Here is a 26,539-nt window from a genome sequence, read left to right on the forward strand (position 1 = left end):
TCAGAAGTATTCTACAAACAATTTCACCCCGCGGGGGCGAGGCGATCCAAACCGAAATTAAGTTTCGGATTATACACTGAACGCGTTCAAACTGCTTCAACGCTGGCGGTTCTGGCGCCTCTTCCCTGCTATTGCAAAGGAGAACGCTGACTTGCCGTCGCGCTACCGCTCGAATGGTTTGGTGTATAAACGCCCTCTTCAGAGCCTGTCTCAGCAATGATTATGACAAAAAAAATCACTGATGAGCCAGGTTCTGGTATGAAAGCGTGCAAAAAGGGCATCAAATGATGCCCTTTTATTGCGCATTGCGTCAAATGTTATCAGCGATTAGCCGAGAACTTTAGCAACCACGCCCGCGCCAACGGTACGACCGCCTTCACGGATTGCGAAACGCAGACCGTCGTCCATCGCGATCGGGTGGATCAGGGTAACAACCATTTTGATGTTGTCGCCCGGCATAACCATCTCTACGCCTTCCGGCAGTTCGATGGTGCCAGTCACGTCAGTAGTACGGAAGTAGAACTGCGGACGGTAGCCTTTGAAGAACGGAGTATGACGGCCGCCTTCGTCTTTGGACAGGATGTACACTTCAGATTCGAACTTGGTGTGCGGCTTGATGCTGCCCGGCTTAGCCAGTACCTGACCACGTTCGATTTCTTCACGTTTGATACCACGCAGCAGAACACCAACGTTCTCACCAGCACGGCCTTCGTCCAGCAGTTTGCGGAACATTTCAACGCCAGTACAGGTGGTCTTCGCGGTTTCTTTGATACCAACGATTTCAACTTCTTCACCGACTTTGATGATACCGCGCTCTACACGACCGGTAACAACGGTACCACGACCGGAGATGGAGAATACGTCTTCGATCGGCAGCAGGAACGGCTTGTCAATCGCACGCTCTGGTTCCGGGATATAGGTATCCAGGTGGCCAGCCAGTTCGATGATTTTCGCTTCCCACTCTGCGTCGCCTTCCAGCGCTTTCAGAGCAGAACCACGAACGATCGGGGTGTCGTCGCCCGGGAAATCGTACTGAGACAGCAGTTCACGAACTTCCATCTCAACCAGTTCCAGCAGCTCTTCGTCATCAACCATGTCGCATTTGTTCAGGAACACGATGATGTACGGAACGCCTACCTGACGACCCAGCAGGATGTGCTCACGAGTCTGCGGCATCGGGCCGTCAGTCGCAGCAACAACCAGGATCGCGCCGTCCATCTGCGCAGCACCGGTGATCATGTTTTTAACATAGTCGGCGTGGCCCGGGCAGTCTACGTGCGCGTAGTGGCGAGTCGGGGTGTCATATTCAACGTGAGAGGTGTTGATGGTGATACCACGAGCTTTTTCTTCCGGTGCGTTATCGATCTGGTCGAATGCACGAGCAGAACCACCGTAGGTTTTAGCCAGAACGGTAGTGATGGCAGCGGTCAGCGTTGTTTTACCATGGTCAACGTGGCCGATAGTACCGACGTTAACGTGCGGTTTTGTACGTTCAAACTTTTCTTTAGACATCGATTGTCCCTCTAAGACACGGATAAATCGGTGATATCACCACATCAACCAGGCAACATGCCCGACTTGTTGAATGAAAATAACAGAAGAGAAACAGGGAAGGAGAGAAAAGAAGTGGTGCTGATACCCAGAGTCGAACTGGGGACCTCACCCTTACCAAGGGTGCGCTCTACCAACTGAGCCATATCAGCACGTCTGGAGCGGGCAGCGGGAATCGAACCCGCATCATCAGCTTGGAAGGCTGAGGTAATAGCCATTATACGATGCCCGCATCCTGAAACTCGGCTACCCAGTTCTTTCTGTAATACTAAAGAGACTGCTCTCTTTAGTATTGAGCTGATTAGTTTACCCAACCAACTCCGGCTACGCAAAGCGTCGCCAGAAAGTGGTGGTGGGGGAAGGATTCGAACCTTCGAAGTCGATGACGGCAGATTTACAGTCTGCTCCCTTTGGCCGCTCGGGAACCCCACCCAAATTGTTATGGTGCCGACTACCGGAATCGAACTGGTGACCTACTGATTACAAGTCAGTTGCTCTACCTACTGAGCTAAGTCGGCATCAAGTAGCGCGCATTCTAGGGAGAGGAGCGAGTTCATGCAACTAAAAATTTGCATAAAACGTTCTCTTGCTCACATTTTGTGCTCTTACACGAAAAAACGGTGTAATTTCAAACAGGGCAGTGCAAATATTCGCCAGCAATCCAGCTCATCAGGAGCGGTTCCAGTCACCCGCTGATGCCCAGGATGTATGCGGACGACTGACAGAAAGGTAACGGGCCGTTAGCACTATCCTGCTGGTTTACTACGAATAAGAAACTTATTCCTCTCTTGTGATGCTGGCGCGAGAAAGCAGCATTCAATGAGTTTTTTTCTTATTATTCCCGGCAATCTGGTGTTACCCTCCTGCCCATTGTCCTGATTAACTCGTGTGAAGCATCGCCGTTTCAACGTATACGGCGATGGTAAGAACATGCTTATGAGCCAAAAAGAGCAGACGTTAATGACACCGTACCTACAATTTAACCGCCACCAATGGGCTGCACTTCGTGATTCTGTCCCGATGACGTTAACCGAGGATGAAATCACGCGGTTAAAAGGCATCAACGAAGATCTCTCTCTGGAAGAGGTTGCCGAGATCTATTTGCCGCTGTCGCGTTTGCTCAACTTCTATATCAGTTCTAACCTGCGTCGTCAGGCTGTTCTCGAACAATTTCTTGGCACCAACGGTCAACGCATTCCCTATATCATCAGCATCGCTGGCAGCGTTGCGGTGGGGAAAAGCACCACCGCGCGTGTACTGCAGGCCTTGCTTAGCCGTTGGCCGGAGCACCGCCATGTTGAACTCATCACTACTGACGGTTTTTTGCACCCTAACTCAGTATTGAAAGAACGCGGATTAATGAAGAAGAAAGGCTTCCCGCAGTCCTATGATATGCATCGACTGGTGAAGTTTGTCTCCGATCTTAAATCAGGTGTACCGCAGGCAACCGCGCCGGTTTATTCCCATCTGATTTATGATGTTATTCCCGACGGCGATAAAACCGTCGCGCAGCCGGATATTTTAATTCTTGAGGGACTCAACGTTCTGCAAAGTGGAATGGATTATCCGCACGATCCTCATCATGTATTTGTATCCGATTTTGTCGATTTTTCTATTTATGTCGATGCCCCGGAAGAATTACTGAAAAGCTGGTATATCAACCGTTTTCTCAAATTCCGAGAAGGGGCGTTTACCGATCCTGACTCCTACTTCCACAATTACGCTAAGCTGTCGAAGGAAGAGGCGGTGGATATTGCCACCTCGCTATGGAACGAGATTAACTTAATGAATCTTAAAGAAAACATCCTTCCAACCCGCGAACGTGCCAGCCTGATCATGACCAAAAGCGCCAATCATTCTGTGAATCAAGTACGCTTACGTAAATAAAGCAAAGGGAGCCGAAGCTCCCTTTTTTATTCTGCGCTGCGCAATGATATTTCACCGCCAACCCAGGCTTTTATCACCCCATCCTGTTCCAGCAATAGTGCGCCTTGCGCATCAATGCCCCGGGAAATTCCATAGATTTCTTTATCACCGATAATGAGTTTTACCGGGCGATGAATAAAGTTATCCAGTTTCTCCCAGCGCGGCAGATAGGGCGCTAACCCTTCCTGCTCGAACAGTTCCAGGCCCAGACGTAGCTCTTTAATCAGGCGCGCGGCGAGGAGGTTGCGGTCGATGACAACCCCCGCCTCCTGAAGGCTTATCCACCCCTGATTGACCACGTCAGACTCCACGCGACGCATCACAAGATTGATACCCGCGCCACTAACGATTTGTGCAGCATCACCCGTTTTCCCGGTCAGTTCCACGAGGATCCCTGACAGTTTACGATCTTGCAGGTAAATATCGTTTGGCCATTTCACACGAACCTGATCGGCCCCGAGCTGCTGCAGAACTTCAGCGATCACGATACCAATCACCAGGCTGAGTCCAATAGCCGCCGCCGGTCCCTGCTCCAGGCGCCAGTACATCGAGAGATAAAGATTGGCGCCAAAGGGCGAGAACCATTTTCTACCTCGCCGTCCTCGCCCTGCCTGCTGATATTCAGCCACACAGGCATCCCCGGATGTCAGCTCATCAAGCCTGTCCAGTAAATACTGGTTAGTGGAGTCAATCACGGGGAGAACCGTCACTCGGCCATGTTCAATCTGTTGGGAAATCTTTTTCTCATCCAACAGATGAATGGGCTCTGGCAGGCTGTAACCCTTGCCTGGCACTGTAAACACATCGACGCCCCAGTCGCGTAAGGTCTGGATATGCTTATTAATCGCCGCCCGGCTCATACCTAACTGCTCACCAAGCTGTTCACCTGAGTGGAACTCGCCATCAGCCAGGATAGAAATCAACGTTAAGGGAATAGTATGGTCTTTCACGCAATGCTCTCCTCTGCGTTGACTTCACCATGCGTTCCAATGAAGCGCACCTCGGGCTGAAGCCATACATCGAATTTCTTACCCACCTGCTGGCGAACGTAATGGGCTAGTTTTACCACGTCCTCGCTGGTCGCTCGATCTTCATTAATGAGTACCAGGGCCTGTTGTCGATGGACGGCCGCGCCGCCAATGCGTTGCCCTTTGAGCTGACATTGATCGATTAACCAGCCCGCGGCCAGCTTGACGGTGCCGTTTGCCTGCGGATAATGCGGCGCCTGGGGGAATTGCGCCAGCAGCGCTTCAGCAACCTGAGCGCTGACGATCGGATTCTTAAAGAAACTTCCGGCATTGCCGTTAATCCTGGGATCCGGCAACTTAGTCATTCGCATATGACAAACGGAATCGAATACCTGCTGCGGGGTGACGGTCTGTGGATCAAGACGCGTTAAATCACCGTAACTCAGTACAGGCTGCCATGCTTTCGCTAACGTTAAACCAATCGCGACGATGGCGTAGCGATCCTGGTATTCATGTTTAAAGATACTGTCACGGTAGCCGAAACGGCATTCCGCCGCTGAAAGACGCTGCTTACGACCCGTTTCCAGCTCAATGCAGTCCACATAGTTGCAAACCCGCTGGAGCTCGACACCGTAGGCGCCAATATTCTGGATCGGCGAAGATCCTGCGCAGCCAGGGATCAATGCCAAATTTTCCAGACCTGGCATCGCATGCTGTAGCGTGAACTGCACCAATTGATGCCAGTTTTCGCCGGCGCCGACGTGCAAGCACCAGGCTTCCGGCGTTTCGCTCACCTCGATCCCCATAATTCGGTTGAGGATCACCGTACCGGCATAGTCGTTCAGAAACAGGACATTACTACCTTCCCCAAGGATCAGCGTGGGTTCGCCTGCCGCGACAGCAGTTTGCCAGGCGCTTAATAACTGCTGCTCAGTTTCGGCGCGTACAATCGTCCTGGCGGAGCGCTCAATGCCAAAGGTATTCCAGGGTTTGAGGGAGTGGTTCATAGTGGCTTCCTGATGCAAAATCGGCGTTAGTTTACCGTATCTGGCGGGGGAAGGCTTGCCTGATTGCAGGGGCAGTGATATTGGGGGCGTTACCGGTAATGATGCGGTGTACCGGTCCGGGCTACAGGTCGTGCAGGGCGGGTGCGAATCCGTAGCCCCGGTAAGCGCAGCGCCACCGGGGAGATATACCCCACACAGCAAAAAACCCCGCACCTTTCGGGACGGGGTTCTTTTTAAAATGCAAAAACAAAAAGCTCAGTCTTTCGACTGAGCTTTCTGCTTTGTTTGATGCCTGGCAGTTCCCTACTCTCACATGGGGAGACCCCACACTACCATCGGCGCTACGGCGTTTCACTTCTGAGTTCGGCATGGGGTCAGGTGGGACCACCGCGCTATCGCCGCCAGGCAAATTCTGTTTTCAACACGTCTCACGGACGCATCGAGTAATCTGTATCAGAGCTGAAAATCTTCTCTCTCAAATCCGCCAAAACAGCTTCGGCGTTGTAAGGTTAAGCCTCACGGTTCATTAGTACCGGTTAGCTCAACGCATCGCTGCGCTTACACACCCGGCCTATCAACGTCGTCGTCTTCAACGTTCCTTCAGGAGACTTATAGTCTCAGGGAGAACTCATCTCGGGGCAAGTTTCGTGCTTAGATGCTTTCAGCACTTATCTCTTCCGCATTTAGCTACCGGGCAGTGCCATTGGCATGACAACCCGAACACCAGTGATGCGTCCACTCCGGTCCTCTCGTACTAGGAGCAGCCCCCCTCAATTCTCCAGCGCCCACGGCAGATAGGGACCGAACTGTCTCACGACGTTCTAAACCCAGCTCGCGTACCACTTTAAATGGCGAACAGCCATACCCTTGGGACCTACTTCAGCCCCAGGATGTGATGAGCCGACATCGAGGTGCCAAACACCGCCGTCGATATGAACTCTTGGGCGGTATCAGCCTGTTATCCCCGGAGTACCTTTTATCCGTTGAGCGATGGCCCTTCCATTCAGAACCACCGGATCACTATGACCTGCTTTCGCACCTGCTCGCGCCGTCACGCTCGCAGTCAAGCTAGCTTATGCCATTGCACTAACCTCCTGATGTCCGACCAGGATTAGCTAACCTTCGTGCTCCTCCGTTACTCTTTGGGAGGAGACCGCCCCAGTCAAACTACCCACCAGACACTGTCCGCAACCCCGGTCAGGGGCCTACGTTAGAACATCAAACATTAAAGGGTGGTATTTCAAGGTTGGCTCCACGCAGACTGGCGTCCACGCTTCAAAGCCTCCCACCTATCCTACACATCAAGGCTCAATGTTCAGTGTCAAGCTATAGTAAAGGTTCACGGGGTCTTTCCGTCTTGCCGCGGGTACACTGCATCTTCACAGCGAGTTCAATTTCACTGAGTCTCGGGTGGAGACAGCCTGGCCATCATTACGCCATTCGTGCAGGTCGGAACTTACCCGACAAGGAATTTCGCTACCTTAGGACCGTTATAGTTACGGCCGCCGTTTACCGGGGCTTCGATCAAGAGCTTCTCCTTACGGATAACCCCATCAATTAACCTTCCGGCACCGGGCAGGCGTCACACCGTATACGTCCACTTTCGTGTTTGCACAGTGCTGTGTTTTTAATAAACAGTTGCAGCCAGCTGGTATCTTCGACTGGTCTCAGCTCCATCCGCAGGGACTTCACCTACACACCAGCGTGCCTTCTCCCGAAGTTACGGCACCATTTTGCCTAGTTCCTTCACCCGAGTTCTCTCAAGCGCCTTGGTATTCTCTACCTGACCACCTGTGTCGGTTTGGGGTACGATTTAATGTTACCTGATGCTTAGAGGCTTTTCCTGGAAGCAGGGCATTTGTTACTTCAGCACCGTAGTGCCTCGTCATCACACCTCAGCGTTAAAAGGTACCGGATTTACCTGGAACCTCCGCCTACATGCTTAAACCGGGACAACCGTCGCCCGGCTAACATAGCCTTCTCCGTCCCCCCTTCGCAGTAACACCAAGTACAGGAATATTAACCTGTTTCCCATCGACTACGCCTTTCGGCCTCGCCTTAGGGGTCGACTCACCCTGCCCCGATTAACGTTGGACAGGAACCCTTGGTCTTCCGGCGAGCGGGCTTTTCACCCGCTTTATCGTTACTTATGTCAGCATTCGCACTTCTGATACCTCCAGCAACCCTCACAGGCCACCTTCGCAGGCTTACAGAACGCTCCCCTACCCAACAACACATAGTGTCGCTGCCGCAGCTTCGGTGCATGGTTTAGCCCCGTTACATCTTCCGCGCAGGCCGACTCGACCAGTGAGCTATTACGCTTTCTTTAAATGATGGCTGCTTCTAAGCCAACATCCTGGCTGTCTGTGCCTTCCCACATCGTTTCCCACTTAACCATGACTTTGGGACCTTAGCTGGCGGTCTGGGTTGTTTCCCTCTTCACGACGGACGTTAGCACCCGCCGTGTGTCTCCCGTGATAACATTCTTCGGTATTCGTAGTTTGCATCGGGTTGGTAAGTCGGGATGACCCCCTAGCCGAAACAGTGCTCTACCCCCGAAGATGAATTCACGAGGCGCTACCTAAATAGCTTTCGGGGAGAACCAGCTATCTCCCGGTTTGATTGGCCTTTCACCCCCAGCCACAAGTCATCCGCTAATTTTTCAACATTAGTCGGTTCGGTCCTCCAGTTAGTGTTACCCAACCTTCAACCTGCCCATGGCTAGATCACCGGGTTTCGGGTCTATACCCTGCAACTTAACGCCCAGTTAAGACTCGGTTTCCCTGCGGCTCCCCTATACGGTTAACCTTGCTACAGAATATAAGTCGCTGACCCATTATACAAAAGGTACGCAGTCACACCCGAAGGTGCTCCCACTGCTTGTACGTACACGGTTTCAGGTTCTTTTTCACTCCCCTCGCCGGGGTTCTTTTCGCCTTTCCCTCACGGTACTGGTTCACTATCGGTCAGTCAGGAGTATTTAGCCTTGGAGGATGGTCCCCCCATATTCAGACAGGATACCACGTGTCCCGCCCTACTCTTCGAGTTCACAACCTGTGCATTTTGGTGTACGGGACTATCACCCTGTACCGTCGGACTTTCCAGACCGTTCCACTAACACACAAGCTGATTCAGACTCTGGGCTGCTCCCCGTTCGCTCGCCGCTACTGGGGGAATCTCGGTTGATTTCTTTTCCTCGGGGTACTTAGATGTTTCAGTTCCCCCGGTTCGCCTCGTTAACCTATGTATTCAGTTAACGATAGTGCAACGAATTGCACTGGGTTTCCCCATTCGGACATCGCCGGTTATAACGGTTCATATCACCTTACCGACGCTTTTCGCAGATTAGCACGTCCTTCATCGCCTCTGACTGCCAGGGCATCCACCGTGTACGCTTAGTCGCTTAACCTCACAACCCGAAGATGTCTTCAGATTGCGAAAATTTGAGAGACTCGAACACACATTAACTGTGTGTCGTTTCAATTTTCAGCTTGATCCAGATTTTTAAAGAGCAAAACTTCGCAGTGCACCTTTTCAGGTTCACTCTGAAGTTTTCTTGTGTTTGCAGTAAAGATGGTGGAGCTATGCGGGATCGAACCGCAGACCTCCTGCGTGCAAAGCAGGCGCTCTCCCAGCTGAGCTATAGCCCCATCGTTTGCAACCTCTTCAAATTTGCTTCGCAAATTTGGTAGGCCTGAGTGGACTTGAACCACCGACCTCACCCTTATCAGGGGTGCGCTCTAACCACCTGAGCTACAAGCCTGTAGAGGTTTTTACTGCTGTTTTTCATCAGACAATCTGTGTGAGCACTACAAAGGCAGGTTCTTTAAGGTAAGGAGGTGATCCAACCGCAGGTTCCCCTACGGTTACCTTGTTACGACTTCACCCCAGTCATGAATCACAAAGTGGTAAGCGCCCTCCCGAAGGTTAAGCTACCTACTTCTTTTGCAACCCACTCCCATGGTGTGACGGGCGGTGTGTACAAGGCCCGGGAACGTATTCACCGTAGCATTCTGATCTACGATTACTAGCGATTCCGACTTCATGGAGTCGAGTTGCAGACTCCAATCCGGACTACGACATACTTTATGAGGTCCGCTTGCTCTCGCGAGGTCGCTTCTCTTTGTATATGCCATTGTAGCACGTGTGTAGCCCTGGTCGTAAGGGCCATGATGACTTGACGTCATCCCCACCTTCCTCCAGTTTATCACTGGCAGTCTCCTTTGAGTTCCCGGCCGGACCGCTGGCAACAAAGGATAAGGGTTGCGCTCGTTGCGGGACTTAACCCAACATTTCACAACACGAGCTGACGACAGCCATGCAGCACCTGTCTCACAGTTCCCGAAGGCACCAATCCATCTCTGGAAAGTTCTGTGGATGTCAAGACCAGGTAAGGTTCTTCGCGTTGCATCGAATTAAACCACATGCTCCACCGCTTGTGCGGGCCCCCGTCAATTCATTTGAGTTTTAACCTTGCGGCCGTACTCCCCAGGCGGTCGATTTAACGCGTTAGCTCCGGAAGCCACGCCTCAAGGGCACAACCTCCAAATCGACATCGTTTACAGCGTGGACTACCAGGGTATCTAATCCTGTTTGCTCCCCACGCTTTCGCACCTGAGCGTCAGTCTTTGTCCAGGGGGCCGCCTTCGCCACCGGTATTCCTCCAGATCTCTACGCATTTCACCGCTACACCTGGAATTCTACCCCCCTCTACAAGACTCTAGCCTGCCAGTTTCGAATGCAGTTCCCAGGTTGAGCCCGGGGATTTCACATCCGACTTGACAGACCGCCTGCGTGCGCTTTACGCCCAGTAATTCCGATTAACGCTTGCACCCTCCGTATTACCGCGGCTGCTGGCACGGAGTTAGCCGGTGCTTCTTCTGCGGGTAACGTCAATCGGTGAGGTTATTAACCTCACCGCCTTCCTCCCCGCTGAAAGTGCTTTACAACCCGAAGGCCTTCTTCACACACGCGGCATGGCTGCATCAGGCTTGCGCCCATTGTGCAATATTCCCCACTGCTGCCTCCCGTAGGAGTCTGGACCGTGTCTCAGTTCCAGTGTGGCTGGTCATCCTCTCAGACCAGCTAGGGATCGTCGCCTAGGTGAGCCGTTACCCCACCTACCAGCTAATCCCATCTGGGCACATCTGATGGCATGAGGCCCGAAGGTCCCCCACTTTGGTCTTGCGACGTTATGCGGTATTAGCTACCGTTTCCAGTAGTTATCCCCCTCCATCAGGCAGTTTCCCAGACATTACTCACCCGTCCGCCGCTCGTCACCCGAGAGCAAGCTCTCTGTGCTACCGCTCGACTTGCATGTGTTAGGCCTGCCGCCAGCGTTCAATCTGAGCCATGATCAAACTCTTCAATTTAAGTTTGATGCTCGTGAATTAAACTTCGTAATGAATTACGCATGTTCACTCAGAGACTTGGTATTCATTTTTTGTCCGAAGACATTAAGAATCCATGTCACTTTGAGTGCCCACACAGATTGTCTGATAAATTGTTAAAGAGCAGTGCCGCTTCGTTTTTCGCTGCGGCGCGGGGTGTGCATATTACGCTTTCCCGCTGCAGAGTCAAGCATTTATTTTTGCTTTTCTCTGCGAGGTTCTCACCGGAACCCCGCTGACCCGGCGGCTTGCTTGCCGTTGTTCCGTGTCAGTGGAGGCGCATTATAGGGAGTAATTCTGAGGTGACAAGGGGAAATTCAAAAAAACTTTTCGTTCGCTCGATTTTCCATCACAACGCGAGTTTTACGCGCTATTTGCGCGCCATTTGTGCGATTTCCCGAGCAAACCGGGATACCTGTTGCCAGTCGGTATAGACCACTTCTTTGCGGGTATCCGTTTCCCCCCCGGTCATTTTCATAATCAGGCGGATCATAAACCGATCGTACCAGCTGTAGCGCGGGTAGCGCAGCGCGCCGGCAAATACCGCGCAGCTCTGCGGCTGCCACGGCGAGTTCAGCAGAAACTTACGCGTATAGCTGTTGGTCTGCGGCGTGCGCTTCTCGGGTTTACGCGCCACCAGGTTAACAGAGAAGAATGCTCCCGGCAGCGCCTGCAATGATGCCAGATGCTTTTTCACAAAGCGGTCCACCGCCGGATGAAAGTGCCCGTAGCGAATCGACGCGCCGATGATCACCCGATCGTAGTGATGCCATTCGACGACATCGGTACGGTTCAGGTTCAAGGTGTCCGCGTCGATGCCCAGCTCTTTCAGCTCGGAGGCCAGAAACGAAGCGATTTCACGGGTCTGCCCGTCGCGGGTGGAGAAGAGTATTAAAGTTTTCACGAGCACTCCTGTTATTCGCGCCAGAAAGTGGGAGTAAAGAGCACCAGTAAGGTGAACACTTCCAGACGACCAAACAGCATATTAGCAATCAGGATCCATTTCGCGACCGGGTTCATAGTGGCAAAGTTGTCCGCGACAACGCCAAGCCCAGGCCCGAGGTTGTTCAACGTCGCCACCACGGAGGCGAAGGCAGAGAAATCATCCACCCCGGTGGCGATAATAGCCAACATACTAATGATAAAGACCAGCGCATAGGCGGAGAAGAATCCCCACACGGCTTCAAGAATACGTTCCGGCAAGGCGCGGTTACCTAACTTGATGCTATAAACCGCATTCGGGTGTACCAGACGCTTAAGCTCACGGTTGCCCTGCTTAAACAGCAACAGGATACGGATCACCTTTAAGCCACCGCCCGTGGAACCGGCACAGCCGCCGATAAATGCGGAGCAGAGCAGCAACACCGGCAGGAATAGCGGCCAGCGCGCAATGCTATCGGTAGTGAATCCCGCGGTGGTCGCCATCGACACCACCTGGAAAAATGCCTGATTCAGCGTCGTCAGCACCGACCCATACACGTTATGAAGCCATAGCACCAGCGTACAGATGATGACCAGCGTCAACTGGACGCCAATGAACATGCGAAATTCTGGGTCGCGCCAGTACACCTTCAGGCTGCGTCCGCTCAATAACGAAAAATGCAGACCGTAGTTACAGCCAGAGATCAGCAAAAAGATCGCGATGATAGAGTTAATCATCGGGCTATTGAAATAGCCGACGCTGGCATCGTGAGTCGAGAAACCGCCGATGGCGATAGTGGCAAAGCTGTGCCCAATCGCATCGAACGCCGGCATACCGGCAAACCAGAGCGCCAATGCGCAGGCTATCGTCAATAACACATAGATTAGCCACAGCGTCTTCGCCGTCTCGGCGATACGCGGGCGCATCTTGTTGTCTTTCAACGGACCGGGCATTTCCGCGCGGTAGAGCTGCATCCCCCCTACGCCGAGGATAGGCAGAATCGCCACCGCCAGCACAATGATCCCCATGCCGCCGAACCATTGCAGCATCTGCCGGTAAAAGAGGATTGCATGAGGTAATGAGTCCAAACCCACCAGGGTGGTCGCTCCGGTCGTCGTCAGGCCGGAAAATGACTCGAAGAAGGCATCGGTCACCGTCAGGTTCGGCTGCTCGGCGAAAATAAAGGGCAAGGCCCCCACGCTCCCCAGCACGGTCCAGAACAGCACCACAATCAGAAACCCTTCGCGGGATTTCAGTTCGCCTTTTTGTTTACGATTCGGCCACCACAGCATGGAGCCAATCGCCAGCGCAACAAAAAAGGTTTGCGTGAAGGCCCGCCCCGCGCCATCGCGATATATCAGGGCCACTAATCCCGGAACGATCATCGTCCCCGAAAATAAGATGACCAACAGTCCAACGATTCGGGTTATGGCGCGAAAATGCATCTCTGGCGCTTCCTTTGATAGGCAAAAAAACAGAGGGGATTATTCGTCAATCTTCAGTAATTGCAATGAACCGCGACTAAAATCAGCCAGTTTTGCTGAAAAAGCCGCCACTTCGGCCCGGGGAAGCGCCACGCGCAGCCGAACCGACGCCAGATATTCGCTTTCGACTACCTTCCCGGAGAATTGGGCGAGCAGCGCTTCGATACCGGCCAGTTGCCCATACTCACATTGCAAAGTATATGCTGTTAACGGTGTCTTGCGCTGCGTCGTCAGCTGCGCCAGCGCCTGATGAACACCGCCGCCATAGGCTTTCACCAGGCCGCCAGTGCCCAGCAGGATACCACCGTAGTAGCGCACGACGACAGCGGTTATCTCACCCACGCCGCACCCCATCAGTTGCGCCAGCATCGGTTTACCCGCCGTCCCCGCCGGTTCGCCATCGTCAGAAAACCCCAGCTGTTGCGAATCATCAGGCGGCCCGGCGACCCACGCCACGCAGTGGTGGCGGGCATCAGGGTGATCCGCTCTGACGGACTCGACAAACGCTTTTGCCGCCGCCACGCCGTCGGTATGCGCCAACAGCGTGATAAAACGGCTTTTTTTAATCTCCTCAACGACGGTAACCGGCGCCGCCGGGATTAACCAGCTTTCCATTACGCCAGCTTCAGATCGCGCGTCATATTTTCAATGCTGTTTTCGTGAACCACCACGTTATCTTCGATACGGATCCCGCCAAACGGCTTCATGGCGTCAATTTTCTGCCAGTTGAAGTGCTTGCTGAACGGGCCTTCACGCCACGGCGCCAGTAACGACTCGATGAAGTAGATGCCGGGTTCAATAGTCAGCACCATGCGCGGCTCGATAATACGGGTGCAGCGCAGATACGGGTATTTCGACGGCGCCGCCAGATGCGTACCGGTGTCATCCTGCATAAAGCCAGCGACATCATGCACCTGCAGACCCAGCGGATGGCCAATCCCGTGCGGCATAAACGGCCCGGTCAGGTCATTCTCCACCATCGCCTCTTCGCTTATGTCGGTAACCAACTGGTGTTTACGCAGTAGCTTTGCGATGCGCTGATGGAACTGGATATGGTAATCAACATAACGAGTCCCGGCCTTCATGGTGCTAATCAGCGCCAGCTGCTCGTCATTAACGTCTTTGATCAGATGGGCAAAGTCGTTGTCGCCGTGCGCCGCCCAGGTTCGCGTCAGATCCGCGGCATAGCCGTTATATTCTGCGCCAGCGTCGAGCAGGAAGCTGCGCATCTCCGCCGGGGCGCGATGATCCAGTTTGGTGTAGTGCAGGACGGAGGCATGCTCATTCAGCGCGACAATGTTGCTGTAAGGCACGTCGGTATCGCGGTGACCAGTGGCGGTGAGATAGGCCTGGTTGATATCGAATTCGCTCATCCCGGACTGGAAAGCTTCATAGGCCGCGCGATGACCATTGACCGCCGATTTCTGCGCTTCACGCATACAGGCCAGCTCGTAATCCGTTTTATAAGCCCGATAGTAGTGCAGGTAATCGATAACCCCTTTCGGGTTGATCTTATCCGCAGCGATACCCAGCCCCAGCGCGCGCTCCGGTACCGGCCCAATATAGCCGATATTACCGCGAGCGGCAGGCAGCTGGCTGCCGATGCCATCGGCCTTCGGCAGCGCGATAACGTCAACCTCTTCGGTCCAGAATGCGGTCGGTAGCGGCTCGACGTTGTGCCAGTAATCGACCGGCAGATAGAACCACAGCTTCGGTTTGTTAACGCCATCCACCAGCAGCCAGCAGTTAGGCACCTGCGTCACTGGCACCCAGGCTTTGAACTGCGGATTGACCTTGAACGGGTACGGGTGGTCGTCAAGGAAGACGTTAACCAGCTCACCGGAGTGAATCAGCAGCGCATCCATCTGAAAACGGGCCAGCACGTCGCGGGTACGTTCTTGTAGGGTAACAATATGATTTTTATAGAGCGCGGACAGGGATTCCATCTTTCATCCTTTGCTTTTATGGGATCGTGATACTCCGCATCTTAGCACATCACCCTGCGTGCGGGTGATTTCCGCCGGATGTGATCCGACCAGCAATTATTTAAAGAGTAATTTGCAATTCTTTAACATAAATTCCACACTCCGTCTCATCTGGTATGACCAGATCATATTGCTGGATTCAGGAGACTGACATGCTCTACAAAGGCGACACCCTGTACCTCGACTGGCTGGAAGATGGCATCGCCGAACTGGTGTTCGATGCCCCAGGTTCGGTCAACAAGCTTGATACCGCAACCGTAGCCAGCCTCGGTCACGCGCTGGACGTACTGGAAAAACAAAACGATCTCAAAGGTCTGCTGCTGCGCTCTGAAAAAGCGGCGTTTATCGTCGGCGCGGATATCACCGAATTCCTCTCGCTGTTCCTGGTCCCTGAGGAGCAGTTAAGCCAGTGGTTGCATTTTGCTAACAGCGTTTTCAATCGTCTGGAAGATCTTCCCGTCCCGACGATCTCTGCCGTCAATGGTTACGCGTTGGGCGGCGGTTGTGAATGCGTCCTGGCGACCGATTACCGCCTGGCGACGCCGGATCTGCGTATCGGTCTGCCGGAAACCAAGCTTGGCATTATGCCGGGCTTCGGCGGTTCTGTGCGTCTGCCACGCTTGCTCGGCGCCGATAGCGCGCTGGAAATTATTGCCGCCGGGAAAGACGTCGGCGCCGATCAGGCGCTGAAAATCGGCCTGGTGGATGGTGTGGTCGCAGCGGAAAAACTGCGTGACGGCGCGCTGGCGATCCTGCGTCAGGCGATTAATGGCGATCTGGACTGGAAAGCAAAACGTCAGCCGAAACTAGAGCCGCTGAAGCTCAGCAAAATTGAAGCTACCATGAGCTTCACGATTGCCAAAGGCATGGTCGCACAAACTGCCGGGAAACATTACCCGGCGCCGATCACCGCGGTGAAAACCATTGAAGCCGCCGCACGTCTTGGTCGTGAAGAAGCCCTAGTGCTGGAAAATAAAAGCTTTGTCCCGCTGGCCCATACCAATGAGGCCCGCGCGCTGGTTGGTATCTTCCTGAACGACCAGTACGTCAAAGCGAAAGCGAAAAAGTTGACCAAAGATGTCGAGACGCCGAAGCATGCTGCTGTCCTGGGCGCTGGCATTATGGGCGGCGGTATCGCATACCAGTCGGCCTGGAAAGGCGTGCCGGTGGTGATGAAAGACATTAGCGACAAATCGCTGACCCTGGGCATGACCGAAGCGGCGAAACTGCTGAATAAACAGCTGGAACGCGGCAAAATCGACGGTCTGAAGCTGGCCGGAGTGATCAGCACCATTCAGCCAACCCTGGAATACAGCGGTTTTGATCGCGTCGACGTGGTTGTTGAAGCGGTGGTCGAAAACCCGAAAGTGAAGAAAGCGGTGCTGGCCGAAACCGAGGCAAAAGTGCGCCCGGATACCGTGCTGGCATCCAACACCTCAACAATCCCCATCAGCGAACTGGCCAGCGTTCTGCAACGCCCGGAAAACTTCTGCGGTATGCACTTCTTTAACCCGGTGCATCGCATGCCGCTGGTTGAAGTGATCCGCGGCGAAAAAACCTCGGATAAGACCATTGCCAAAGTTGTGGCCTGGGCCAGCAAAATGGGCAAAACGCCGATCGTGGTGAATGATTGTCCCGGCTTCTTCGTTAATCGCGTCCTGTTCCCCTACTTCGCCGGCTTCAGCCAGCTGCTGCGCGACGGGGCGGATTTCCGCAAAGTCGACAAAGTGATGGAAAAACAGTTTGGCTGGCCAATGGGCCCGGCCTATCTGCTGGACGTGGTCGGCATCGATACCGCCCACCATGCTCAGGCCGTGATGGCGGCGGGCTTCCCGCAGCGGATGCAGAAAGATTATCGCGACGCCATCGACGCCCTGTTTGACGCCAGCCGTTTCGGCCAGAAGAACGGCCTCGGTTTCTGGCGTTATAAAGAAGACAGCAAAGGTAAGCCGAAGAAAGAAGAAGACGCTGCCGTCGACGGCCTGCTGGCCGACGTCAGCCAGCCGAAGCACGATTTCAGCGATGAAGAGATTATCGCCCGCATGATGATCCCGATGGTTAACGAAGTCGTCCGCTGCCTGGAAGAAGGCATTATCGCCAGCCCGGCGGAAGCGGATATGGCGCTGGTATACGGCCTGGGCTTCCCTCCGTTCCACGGCGGCGCATTCCGCTGGCTGGACACCATCGGCAGCGCGAAGTATCTCGATATGGCACAGCAATACCAGCACCTTGGCCCGCTGTATGAAGTGCCAGCCGGTCTGCGTGACAAAGCGCGCCATAACGAAGCGTATTATCCCCAGGTAGAGCCAGCCCGTCCGGTTGGCGCTCTGAAAACGGCTTAAGGAGTCACAATGGAACAGGTTGTCATTGTCGATGCAATTCGCACCCCGATGGGCCGTTCGAAGGGCGGCGCCTTTCGCAACGTGCGTGCGGAAGACCTCTCCGCGCACCTGATGCGTAGCCTGCTTTCGCGTAACCCGTCGCTTGAGGCGAGCGCGATTGACGATATTTACTGGGGCTGCGTGCAACAAACGCTGGAGCAGGGTTTCAACATTGCGCGTAACGCCGCGCTGCTGGCAGAAATCCCGCACTCGGTACCGGCGACGACGGTTAACCGTCTGTGCGGTTCCTCCATGCAGGCGCTGCACGATGCGGCCCGTATGATCATGACCGGCGATGCCAGCGTCTGCCTGATTGGCGGCGTTGAGCACATGGGCCATGTGCCAATGAGCCACGGTGTCGATTTCCATCCGGGCCTCAGCCGTAATGTGGCGAAAGCCGCCGGCATGATGGGGCTGACCGCGGAAATGCTGGCGCGTCTGCACGGCATCAGCCGCGAAATGCAGGATCAGTTCGCCGCACGCTCTCACGCTCGCGCCTGGGCGGCGACGCAATCAGGCGCCTTCAAAGCCGAGATTATCCCGACCGGTGGCCACGATGCCGATGGCGTACTAAAGTCTTTTAACTATGACGAAGTGATCCGCCCGGAAACCACCGTTGAAGCGCTGGCGGCGCTGAGACCGGCATTTGATCCGGTGACCGGCACGGTAACGGCAGGCACCTCCTCCGCCCTTTCCGACGGCGCGGCGGCGATGCTGTTGATGAGCGAAAGCCGCGCCCGCGAGCTGGGGCTGAAGCCACGCGCCCGCGTCCGTTCGATGGCGGTGGTCGGCTGCGACCCGTCCATTATGGGTTATGGCCCGGTTCCGGCCTCAAAGCTGGCGCTGAAAAAAGCGGGCTTATCCACCAGCGATATCGACGTCTTTGAAATGAATGAAGCGTTTGCCGCGCAGATCCTGCCGTGTATTAAAGATCTGGGCTTAATGGAGCAGATCGACGAGAAGATCAACCTCAACGGCGGCGCGATCGCGCTCGGACATCCGTTGGGCTGCTCCGGGGCGCGCATTAGCACCACGTTGATCAATCAGATGGAACGCAAAGACGCTCAGTTCGGTCTGGCGACCATGTGTATCGGTTTAGGTCAGGGTATTGCCACTGTGTTTGAGCGGATTTAATCGAAGGGTTATCTCAACGCCATTGCGACCAGAAACAGGCAGCAATGGCGAAGAGAGCAGGTTTAGTTGCCGTTCTTCCCGCCTGTCAGGGGCGGGTTTTTTATTTTCAGATAAAGGCAAACGCGTCGCCAAACAGGCGATCTTCGCGCGCGCCGCGTTCGTTGCAGAACAGGTCGCGGGCAATCTTAGCCATCTCAAAACGACCGGCAATGTAGATATCATGCTCGGCCAGCGTGCCGTAATCCTGCAGCACGGCAGTCAGTACCGTACCGGAACGACCGCGCCACCCTTCTTCCGGTTGCTCGACCACCGGCTCGATGCGCAGATTCGGATGTTTGATGCTTAACGCTTCCAGCTCGGCCAGATCGTACAGATGCTTAGCCTCGCGGCCGCCCCAATAAATGGCGATATCGCGATCCGGGTTACGCGCCAGCGCGGTTAACAGAATAGAACGCACATAAGAGAATCCGGTACCGCCGGCGATCAGAATCAGCGGGCGATCTTCGTCATCGCGCAGCCACGCTTCGCCATGCGGAATATCAACCTCAATTTCACGCTCTTTCAGAATGCGATCCATCACCGCCATCGCATACAGATTGAGTTCAGAAGCACCGATATGCAGCTCGATAAACTCGTGCTCTGACGGTGTGGAAGCCATAGAGAACGGACGCTTATCGCGCTCGTCCATTACCACCATCAGATACTGGCCAGCGCGGAAAGAGAATGCCGCTTCCGGTACTAATCGAACGCGATACACGGTATCGGTAATCGCCTCCACTGAGGTCACTTTACAGCTTAAGGTTGTCATGCGTCCCCTCTGTCGGGTCTATAGAGCAAAACAGCGGCGTTAGCCCCGCTTACTGTTATTTAAAGATGGCCAGTTCATCCCAGATGGCGTCGATGCGCGCCGTCACCTGAGGATCTTTTTTGATTGGACGACCCCATTCACGCTGGGTTTCGCCAGGCCATTTATTCGTGGCATCCAGCCCCATTTTTGAACCCAGGCCGGAAACCGGCGAGGCAAAATCCAGATAATCTATTGGCGTATTTTCTACCAGTACCGTATCACGAGCCGGGTCCATACGGGTAGTAATCGCCCAAATCACGTCGTTCCAGTCGCGTGCGTTGACGTCGTCATCGCATACGATCACGAATTTGGTATACATGAACTGGCGCAGGAATGACCAGACGCCCATCATCACGCGCTTGGCATGGCCCGCGTACTGTTTTTTCATGGTCACCACCGCCAGGCGATAGGAACACCCTTCCGGCGGCAGATAAAAGTCGACGATTTCCGGGAACTGCTTTTGCAGAATCGGTACAAAGACTTCGTTCAGCGCCACGCCCAGCACCGCGGGCTCATCGGGCGGTCGGCCGGTATAGGTCGAATGATAAATCGCGTCTTCGCGCTGGGTAATATGGGTCACCGTAAATACCGGGAAGCTGTCCACTTCATTGTAGTAACCAGTATGATCGCCATACGGGCCTTCCGGCGCCATCTCCCCGGCCTCAATGTAACCTTCGAGCACAATTTCCGCGCTGGCCGGGACTTCAAGGTCATTGGAAACGCACTTCACCACTTCGGTCTTGGTGCCGCGCAGCAAGCCTGCGAAAGCATATTCCGACAGCGTATCGGGCACCGGCGTCACCGCGCCAAGAATGGTCGCCGGATCGGCGCCAAGCGCCACGGAAACCGGGAAGCGCTCGCCGGGATGCGCCGCGCACCACTCCTGGAAATCGAGCGCGCCGCCGCGGTGGGATAACCAACGCATGATGAGTTTATTTTTACCGATCAGCTGCTGGCGATAAATTCCCAGGTTCTGCCGCTCTTTGTGCGGCCCGCGGGTCACCGTCAGCCCCCAGGTGATCAGCGGCGCGGCATCTTCCGGCCAGCAGGTCATAATCGGGATTTTATTCAGGTCGACGTCATCGCCATGGATGATTTTTTGCTGACAAGGCGCGCCACGCAGACGTTTGGTCGGCATATTCAGCACTTGCTTGAACTGCGGCAGCTTATCAAACAGATCGCGGAAGCCTTTTGGCGGCTCCGGCTCTTTCAGAAAGGCCAATAGCTTCCCGACTTCCCGTAGCGAACTGACGTCTTCCTGGCCCATCCCTAGCGCCACACGACGCGGCGTGCCAAACAGATTGCACAGCACCGGCATCGAGTAGCCTTTCGGGTTTTCAAACAGCAGCGCCGGGCCACCGGCACGCAGGGTCCGGTCGGCAATTTCGGTGATTTCCAGGTGAGGATCGACCGGCAGAGTGATACGTTTTAGTTCGCCCTGTTGTTCCAGGAGTGTCAGAAAGTCGCGAAGATCGTGGTATTTCATGAAAGTGTTATTGACCTCTCTACAGGCGGCTAATTATACGGTGTTCGACGGCGCGATGCTGTAATTTTGTTAAATTAGCGTGAAAGAACGCTGAAATTTGGATTTCAATTATAATGGCTTTCGCGATTACACCAGCCATTTGTTATGCTTGCCGTTATTAGAAGTGGAATGAGTCATTATGCAAGCCTGGTACTTACTGTATTGCAAACGTGGGCAGCTACAACGAGCCCAGGAACATCTGGAACGTCAGTCAGTTAACTGCCTGATGCCGACGATTGCGCTGGAAAAAATCATTCGCGGTAAACGCACCATGGTCAGCGAACCGCTGTTCCCGAACTACCTGTTTATTGAGTTCGATCCAGAGGTGATTCATACCACTACCATCAGCGCCACCCGCGGGGTTAACAACTTCGTGCGCTTTGGCGCCCTGCCCGCTGTCGTTCCCTCGGCGGTGATTCATCAGCTCTCTATCTACAAACCAGAAGGCATTACCGACCCGGAAACGCCGCATGAGGGCGATAGCGTGCTAATCACCGACGGCGCGTTCGAAGGCTTACAGGCTATCTTCACCGAGCCGGACGGCGAAGCTCGTTCTATGTTGCTGTTAAACCTGCTGAATAAGCAAGTCCTGCAGAGCGTTAAAAATACCGACTTCCAGAAAATCTAAACGCCGTTAACGTCGATGCCAAACAGCGTCCTGACGTTTGCGTCCGTTTGCGCCTCCAGCCATTGCGTCTCTTCGCCCCGCCAGCTCGCGACGCTGGCCAGGATATGCGGCAAATACGCGGGCTCGTTACGCCGCGAGGCCGGTCTCGGCTTGAGGTCGCGAGGCAGCAGATAAGGCGCATCGGTCTCCAGCAGCAGACGTTCCGCCGGGATCGCCGGCAGCAGCTCGCGCAGCTCCAGTCCCCGCCGCTCATCGCATACCCAACCGGTAATACCGATAAACAGGCCCAGATCCAGGCATTCCTGCACCTCGCTGCGGCTGCCGGTAAAGCAGTGCAGCACCGCGCCCGGGATCTTCTCAAGCCAGGGTTTAAGCAACGCCAGAAACCGGTCGTGGGCGTCGCGGCAGTGTAAAAACACCGGCATCGACAGCTCAGCGGCCAGCGCCAGCTGGGCGCTGAACGCTGCCTCCTGCTCCTGCGGCGTGGAGAAATTACGGTTGAAATCCAGACCGCACTCACCTATCGCCACCACCTGTGGCTCGCGGGCGAGGGTATAAATCGCCTCGGCGACCGCTGGCGACCAGCTGCTGCCGTCATGGGGATGAATCCCTGCCGTGGACCAGCAACCGGAATAATGGCTCGCCATTCTCTGGGCCTGCTGGCTCTCCGGCAAATTTGTGCCGGTCAGCAGCATGCCGTGAACCCCCGCCGCCCGGGCGCGCGCCACCACCTCATCATGGTCGCGGGAAAACTGCGAACTGGTGAGATTAACGCCGATATCAAACATGATCGCTCCCATATGACAACCGCCCTGACGGGCGGTTGGCGGTATTACTCTTCTCTGTGCTCCGCGGCTTCAGCTTCGGCCGCAGCGTCGTCATCACGCGTCAGGCGCTTCCCGGTGTAGAAGCGGGCGAAGAACACCCCGACTTCAAACAGACAGTACATCGGAATGGCCAGCAGCGTCTGCGAGAATACGTCCGGCGGTGTCAGCAGCATGCCCACCACGAAGGCGCCCACTAGCACATACGGCCGTTTTTTGCGCAGTTCTTCCGGCGTAGTAACGCCCATCCAGCAGAGCAGCACAATGGCGACCGGTACCTCAAAAGAGACCCCGAAAGCCATAAACAGCGCCATCACGAAGTCGAGATAGCTGCGGATATCGGTCGAGACCAGCACCCCCTCTGGGGCAGCATGGGTCAGGAAGCCGAACGCCAGCGGAAACACGACAAAATAAGCGAAAGCCATGCCGATATAGAACAGCAGCGTACTGGATACCAGTAAAGGCACCACCAGCCGGCGCTCGTGCTTATACAGCGCCGGCGCGACGAAGGCCCATACCTGGTAAAGAATAATCGGCACTGACAGGATCACCGACACCATGAAGGTCAGCTTTATCGGCGTAAAGAAAGGTGAAGCGACATCAGTGGCGATCATCGTCGCGCCTACCGGCATCTTGCTGATAAGCGGGGCCGAGACCAGCTGGTAGATATCATTGGCGAAATAGACCAGCGCCAGGAAGATCACCAGGATAGCAATGATGCTGTTGAGCAGACGCTTGCGCAGCTCAATCAGATGCGAAATTAGCGGTTGTGTATCGTCTACGCCCATGTTTACGGTTTATCACTCGATGCGGGGGAAGAATGAGGGGCTGCCGCCGTAGCGGATGTTTTCTCTGCCGGAAGTTCAGCCGGTGAAGCGGGTTGCTCATCGGCGACAGGATCCGGCGCATGAGCCGGAGCGCTGGCCTGATGTTCTGCCGTCGCCGGCGTGACGTCCTGGCGCTGCGCTTCACTGCCTTTCACCACCGGATTAAGGATGGTATTGGCTTCGTCGCTGGCCTTTTCAGGATCGTGGGCGCTATAGGAGCGCTTCATCGACTCCGCAGCCTCGCGCAGTTCATCCATGGAGGCTTTCAGCTCCGGCGTCAGGTTATTCAGGCTGGCCTTTTCCACCTTCTTGAGGCTCTCCTGGAACTCCTGCAGTTTTAGCTCCTGGGCCAGCTCATTTTGTACCGTGGTCGCCAGCGAGCGTAGCGTACGGATCCAGCCAACCACCGTTTTAACCGCGACGGGAAGCCGCTGTGGCCCCAGAACAATGAGGCCAATCACAAACACCAGCAGTAGTTCACTAAAACCAATATCGAACACGAGTTACACCTGCTCTTTGTCGTGGCGTTTTGTCTCATCTTTTTTTGCATCATCCTGTTTATCGGCGATGGCTTTCGCCGTGAAATCTGCGTCTGGCGCCGACTTTTCGGGTTTATCATCATCACTCATGGCTTTTTTAAAGCCTTTGATAGATGCCCCTAAGTCTGACCCCAGTGAGCTCAGCTTCTTCGTCCCAAAAAGCAGAACTACGATGACGACAACAATTAATAACTGCCAAATACTGATACCACCCATACACGTTCCCCTATGACAGATGATGAATTATGTGGACGCATTATACACGCCATCCTGCGAGCCGCCTCTTCGTCAGGCCGCCGGCATGATTTTGCGCAAATAAGCCTGCGTCATGAAGAGGCGAACCGATCAGTGGGTTTTCCGCCAGCCAATCAGCCAGGTCACCACACCGCCGGCCATCAACCAGCCGGGCATCATTCCCCACTCAGGGCGATGGATAAAGAGCAGCGTACCACTGAGCAATAAAACCGCGCCTATACCAAACAGATAACGGGATTGGCCCTGGCGCACATGACGCACATGCATATCCCGCACGATGGTATCGACGCTGGTCTGCAGCTGTTTGCTCTGCTGCAGGCTCTGATACACCAGCTCAGGTATTTCAGGCATTCTTTCGATCCAGAACGGCGCTTTGTCTTTAAACGCGCGCACCAGCGCCGGAATGCCGACCTGATCTTTGATCCACGACTCGAGGAAAGGCTTCGCCGTTTTCCACAAGTCTAACTGAGGATAGAGCTGCCGGCCTACCCCTTCTACGTAAAGCAATGTCTTCTGTAGTAAAACGAGCTGCGGCTGGACTTCCATATTGAAACGCCGCGCGGTATTGAACAGATTAAGCAGCACGTGGCCGAAGGAGATCTCCGCCAGCGGCTTCTCAAAGATCGGCTCGCAGACCGTGCGGATCGCGAACTCAAACTCTTCGACATTCGTATCGGGCGGTACCCAACCGGAATCGACGTGCAGCTCAGCCACCTTACGATAATCGCGGTTAAAGAAGGCGATAAAGTTTTCCGCCAGATAGCGCTTATCTTCTTTGTTCAGCGAGCCGACAATACCGCAGTCGATGCCGATATACTGCGGATCTTCCGGGTGCTCGTAGCTGACGAATATGTTGCCAGGGTGCATATCGGCATGAAAGAAGCTGTCGCGGAACACCTGGGTAAAGAAGACCTGCACGCCCCGCTCCGCCAGCAGCTGCATGTTGGTCCCCTGGGCCTCCAGCGCCTCCACGTCGGACACCGGGATACCGTAGATGCGCTCCATCACCATCATGCTTTCGCTGCAGTAGTCGGGGTACACCTCCGGCACGTACAGCATCGGACTATCTTCGAAATTACGCCGCAGCTGAATGGCGTTGGCGGATTCCCGCAACAGGTTCAGCTCGTCCAGCAGCGTTTTTTCATATTCGCGAACCACCTCCTGCGGGCGCAGACGGCGGCCGTCAGGCAGCAGACGCGGTACCCAGCGCGCCAGGCGGTAGATGAGCTTCATGTCCGCTTTAATGATCGGCAAAATATCCGGGCGGATAACCTTGATCACCACCTCTTTGCCATTCTCTTTCAGACGTGCGGTATGCACCTGGGCGATGGACGCCGAGGCTAACGGCTCTACGGAGAAATCATCAAACCAGGCTTCCACCGGCAGGCCCCCCATCGCTTTCTCTATCTGCTGCTGCGCGAGCTTTCCTTCAAAGGGCGCTACGCGGTCCTGCAACAGCGCCAGCTGATCGGCAATATGCGGCGGGAAGAGATCCCGGCGGGTGGAAAGCATCTGGCCAAATTTAATCCACACCGGCCCCAGCTCCTGAAGCGCCAGGCGCAGACGAGTGCCAAGGGGTTGGTCTTGATGACGATTTGGCATCCAGAACAGCATCCGCCGCCAGATACGCAGCGGCAGCGTGAGACGAATTTTGGGGATGAGCTCATCGAGCCCGTAGCTCAAAAAGGTGTGGATGATGAAATACAGGCGCCGTAATTCTCCTGGCGTCATTTGCCCTCCAGCGTTTCCAGCCGTTTTTCCAGTGCGGCCAGCGCGCGTTCAATAGCCGTCGTTTCTTCCGCAAACCATGCCAGCTCCAGCGGCCCCGGTGCCAGTCGCCACTCTTCAGTGATCGCTTCTGCGACATAGCGCTGCTGGCGCTGCGCGCCTTTCAGTAAAAACTGAGCGCCGCCGCGGAGGACTTTGCCAACGCCTTCAGCCACGATATCGCCAGTATAAGGCGCCAGCAGTTCAGCGGGATCGAACTCCGCCAGATCGCACAGGGAGACCATATTCTGCACCACCTGCAGATCGCCCTGCACTTCCAGATCTCCGCTACGGATAAGCGCCGTGAGCTGCTGACGATTACGCAGTTTGGGCAGCACGCTGAGCCGGGTAATCACAGTGCAGTCGGCCTCTCCCTCCCAGGCGCTCAGGACATCAACCTGGCGTTCGCTGAACGCCAGTACGATCGGGGTGGAGAAGTCCTGCAGTTGAACTCGCAATACCTTACCCAGCAGGCGCTGACGAGCGGGTTTTAGCGCCTTGTCACGCCAGAGAAAAGTATTCAGCGCCGTCTCAATGCTAGCGGTCACCAGGGGTGTGAAAGGCATAGCGTCCCTCCTG

The 26,539-nt window shown here is 54.8% G+C and carries 19 protein-coding genes, 6 tRNA genes and 3 rRNA genes; 4 read left to right on the forward strand and 24 right to left on the reverse strand.

Translation table 11 applies throughout. From position 1 onward, the window contains the following. Positions 1–327: 327 nt before the first annotated feature. From tuf to AC3EMD_RS26230, 5 genes are all read right to left on the reverse strand, one after another. Positions 328–1,512, reverse strand: coding sequence for an elongation factor Tu (gene tuf, locus AC3EMD_RS26210; RefSeq protein WP_012543214.1), 1,185 nt, complete (start codon positions 1,510–1,512; stop codon positions 328–330). 115 nt (positions 1,513–1,627) lie between these two features. Then, positions 1,628–1,703 (reverse strand) — tRNA-Thr (locus tag AC3EMD_RS26215). Between the two features lie 5 nt (positions 1,704–1,708). After that, positions 1,709–1,783, reverse strand: a tRNA-Gly gene (locus AC3EMD_RS26220). 115 nt (positions 1,784–1,898) lie between these two features. Next, positions 1,899–1,983 (reverse strand) — tRNA-Tyr (locus tag AC3EMD_RS26225). A 10-nt stretch (positions 1,984–1,993) separates the two neighbouring features. Then, positions 1,994–2,069: transfer RNA gene (locus tag AC3EMD_RS26230), tRNA-Thr, on the reverse strand. Between the two features lie 418 nt (positions 2,070–2,487). Here AC3EMD_RS26230 and coaA point away from each other — a divergent pair. After that, positions 2,488–3,438 carry a type I pantothenate kinase gene (coaA, locus tag AC3EMD_RS26235; protein WP_012543215.1) on the forward strand — a complete coding sequence of 317 codons (951 nt, stop codon included), beginning with the start codon at positions 2,488–2,490 and terminating at the stop codon, positions 3,436–3,438. A 26-nt stretch (positions 3,439–3,464) separates the two neighbouring features. On the opposite strand, the gene birA is transcribed toward coaA, so the two are convergent. The 11 genes from birA to pepQ form a co-directional block, all read right to left on the reverse strand. Continuing rightward, entirely contained in the window at positions 3,465–4,427 is a 963-nt protein-coding gene (gene birA, locus AC3EMD_RS26240) for a bifunctional biotin--[acetyl-CoA-carboxylase] ligase/biotin operon repressor BirA (protein WP_008808010.1), read from the reverse strand. After that, a complete protein-coding gene (gene murB / locus AC3EMD_RS26245; protein ID WP_012969181.1) occupies positions 4,424–5,452 on the reverse strand; it encodes a UDP-N-acetylmuramate dehydrogenase in 1,029 nt (342 codons plus the stop codon). The genes birA and murB overlap by 4 nt, the downstream gene beginning before the upstream one ends. Before the next feature lie 290 nt (positions 5,453–5,742). Further along, positions 5,743–5,858: ribosomal RNA gene (gene rrf, locus AC3EMD_RS26250) — 5S ribosomal RNA — on the reverse strand. Positions 5,859–5,957: 99 nt separating this feature from the next. Next, positions 5,958–8,861, reverse strand: a 23S ribosomal RNA gene (locus tag AC3EMD_RS26255). Positions 8,862–9,026: 165 nt separating this feature from the next. Continuing rightward, positions 9,027–9,102 (reverse strand) — tRNA-Ala (locus AC3EMD_RS26260). 36 nt (positions 9,103–9,138) lie between these two features. After that, positions 9,139–9,215, reverse strand: a tRNA-Ile gene (locus tag AC3EMD_RS26265). A 69-nt stretch (positions 9,216–9,284) separates the two neighbouring features. Continuing rightward, positions 9,285–10,824, reverse strand: a 16S ribosomal RNA gene (locus AC3EMD_RS26270). Together the 16S, 23S and 5S rRNA genes with 2 tRNA genes alongside form the textbook arrangement of a ribosomal RNA operon. Positions 10,825–11,212: 388 nt before the next feature. Next, positions 11,213–11,746 (reverse strand): menaquinone-dependent protoporphyrinogen IX dehydrogenase, encoded by a 534-nt coding sequence (hemG, locus tag AC3EMD_RS26275; RefSeq protein WP_302073849.1) that lies wholly within the window; start codon positions 11,744–11,746, stop codon positions 11,213–11,215. 11 nt (positions 11,747–11,757) lie between these two features. After that, positions 11,758–13,209, reverse strand: a complete 1,452-nt coding sequence (trkH, locus tag AC3EMD_RS26280; RefSeq protein WP_008807923.1) for a Trk system potassium transporter TrkH — start codon at positions 13,207–13,209, stop codon at positions 11,758–11,760. A gap of 39 nt (positions 13,210–13,248) precedes the next feature. Next, positions 13,249–13,863 carry an IMPACT family protein gene (locus tag AC3EMD_RS26285; RefSeq protein ID WP_008807924.1) on the reverse strand — a complete coding sequence of 205 codons (615 nt, stop codon included), beginning with the start codon at positions 13,861–13,863 and terminating at the stop codon, positions 13,249–13,251. Beyond that, on the reverse strand, positions 13,863–15,194 hold the full coding sequence (gene pepQ / locus AC3EMD_RS26290) for a Xaa-Pro dipeptidase (RefSeq protein ID WP_012969182.1): 1,332 nt from the start codon (positions 15,192–15,194) through the stop codon (positions 13,863–13,865). Before pepQ ends, AC3EMD_RS26285 begins: the two co-directional genes overlap by 1 nt. 191 nt (positions 15,195–15,385) lie before the next feature. On the opposite strand from pepQ, the gene fadB reads away from it, so the two are divergent. Then, the gene (gene fadB / locus AC3EMD_RS26295; RefSeq protein WP_044614361.1) at positions 15,386–17,575 is read left to right on the forward strand and encodes a fatty acid oxidation complex subunit alpha FadB; all 2,190 of its coding nucleotides are present in this window, start codon (positions 15,386–15,388) and stop codon (positions 17,573–17,575) included. A 9-nt stretch (positions 17,576–17,584) separates the two neighbouring features. Continuing rightward, a complete protein-coding gene (gene fadA / locus AC3EMD_RS26300) occupies positions 17,585–18,748 on the forward strand; it encodes an acetyl-CoA C-acyltransferase FadA (RefSeq protein ID WP_008807927.1) in 1,164 nt (387 codons plus the stop codon). 106 nt (positions 18,749–18,854) lie between these two features. Here the strand turns inward: fadA and fre are convergent, their stop codons facing one another. Both fre and ubiD read right to left on the reverse strand, forming a co-directional pair. Beyond that, complete coding sequence (gene fre / locus AC3EMD_RS26305; protein ID WP_008807928.1) at positions 18,855–19,556, reverse strand: NAD(P)H-flavin reductase; 702 nt, start codon at positions 19,554–19,556, stop codon at positions 18,855–18,857. 55 nt (positions 19,557–19,611) lie between these two features. Further along, positions 19,612–21,081, reverse strand: a complete 1,470-nt coding sequence (ubiD, locus tag AC3EMD_RS26310) for a 4-hydroxy-3-polyprenylbenzoate decarboxylase (RefSeq protein WP_110200339.1) — start codon at positions 21,079–21,081, stop codon at positions 19,612–19,614. A 178-nt stretch (positions 21,082–21,259) separates the two neighbouring features. Here ubiD and rfaH point away from each other — a divergent pair, with 178 nt between their 5' ends. After that, entirely contained in the window at positions 21,260–21,748 is a 489-nt protein-coding gene (gene rfaH, locus AC3EMD_RS26315; protein ID WP_008807930.1) for a transcription/translation regulatory transformer protein RfaH, read from the forward strand. On the opposite strand, the gene tatD is transcribed toward rfaH, so the two are convergent. The 6 genes from tatD to ubiJ form a co-directional block, all read right to left on the reverse strand. Then, the gene (gene tatD, locus AC3EMD_RS26320) at positions 21,745–22,548 is read right to left on the reverse strand and encodes a 3'-5' ssDNA/RNA exonuclease TatD (RefSeq protein WP_181401567.1); all 804 of its coding nucleotides are present in this window, start codon (positions 22,546–22,548) and stop codon (positions 21,745–21,747) included. The genes rfaH and tatD overlap by 4 nt on opposite strands. A gap of 32 nt (positions 22,549–22,580) precedes the next feature. After that, a complete protein-coding gene (tatC, locus tag AC3EMD_RS26325) occupies positions 22,581–23,360 on the reverse strand; it encodes a Sec-independent protein translocase subunit TatC (protein WP_004886745.1) in 780 nt (259 codons plus the stop codon). Between the two features lie 2 nt (positions 23,361–23,362). Further along, on the reverse strand, positions 23,363–23,899 hold the full coding sequence (tatB, locus tag AC3EMD_RS26330; RefSeq protein ID WP_008807932.1) for a Sec-independent protein translocase protein TatB: 537 nt from the start codon (positions 23,897–23,899) through the stop codon (positions 23,363–23,365). A gap of 3 nt (positions 23,900–23,902) precedes the next feature. Then, positions 23,903–24,154 carry a Sec-independent protein translocase subunit TatA gene (gene tatA / locus AC3EMD_RS26335; RefSeq protein WP_302073850.1) on the reverse strand — a complete coding sequence of 84 codons (252 nt, stop codon included), beginning with the start codon at positions 24,152–24,154 and terminating at the stop codon, positions 23,903–23,905. Between the two features lie 129 nt (positions 24,155–24,283). Further along, entirely contained in the window at positions 24,284–25,924 is a 1,641-nt protein-coding gene (gene ubiB, locus AC3EMD_RS26340) for a ubiquinone biosynthesis regulatory protein kinase UbiB (protein WP_008807933.1), read from the reverse strand. Further along, positions 25,921–26,526: a ubiquinone biosynthesis protein UbiJ gene (gene ubiJ, locus AC3EMD_RS26345; protein WP_008807934.1), complete on the reverse strand. Its 606-nt coding sequence runs from the start codon at positions 26,524–26,526 to the stop codon at positions 25,921–25,923. The genes ubiB and ubiJ overlap by 4 nt, the downstream gene beginning before the upstream one ends. Between the last annotated feature and the right edge of the window lie 13 nt (positions 26,527–26,539).

It is taken from the genome of Klebsiella sp. PK18 (genome assembly GCF_057784655.1).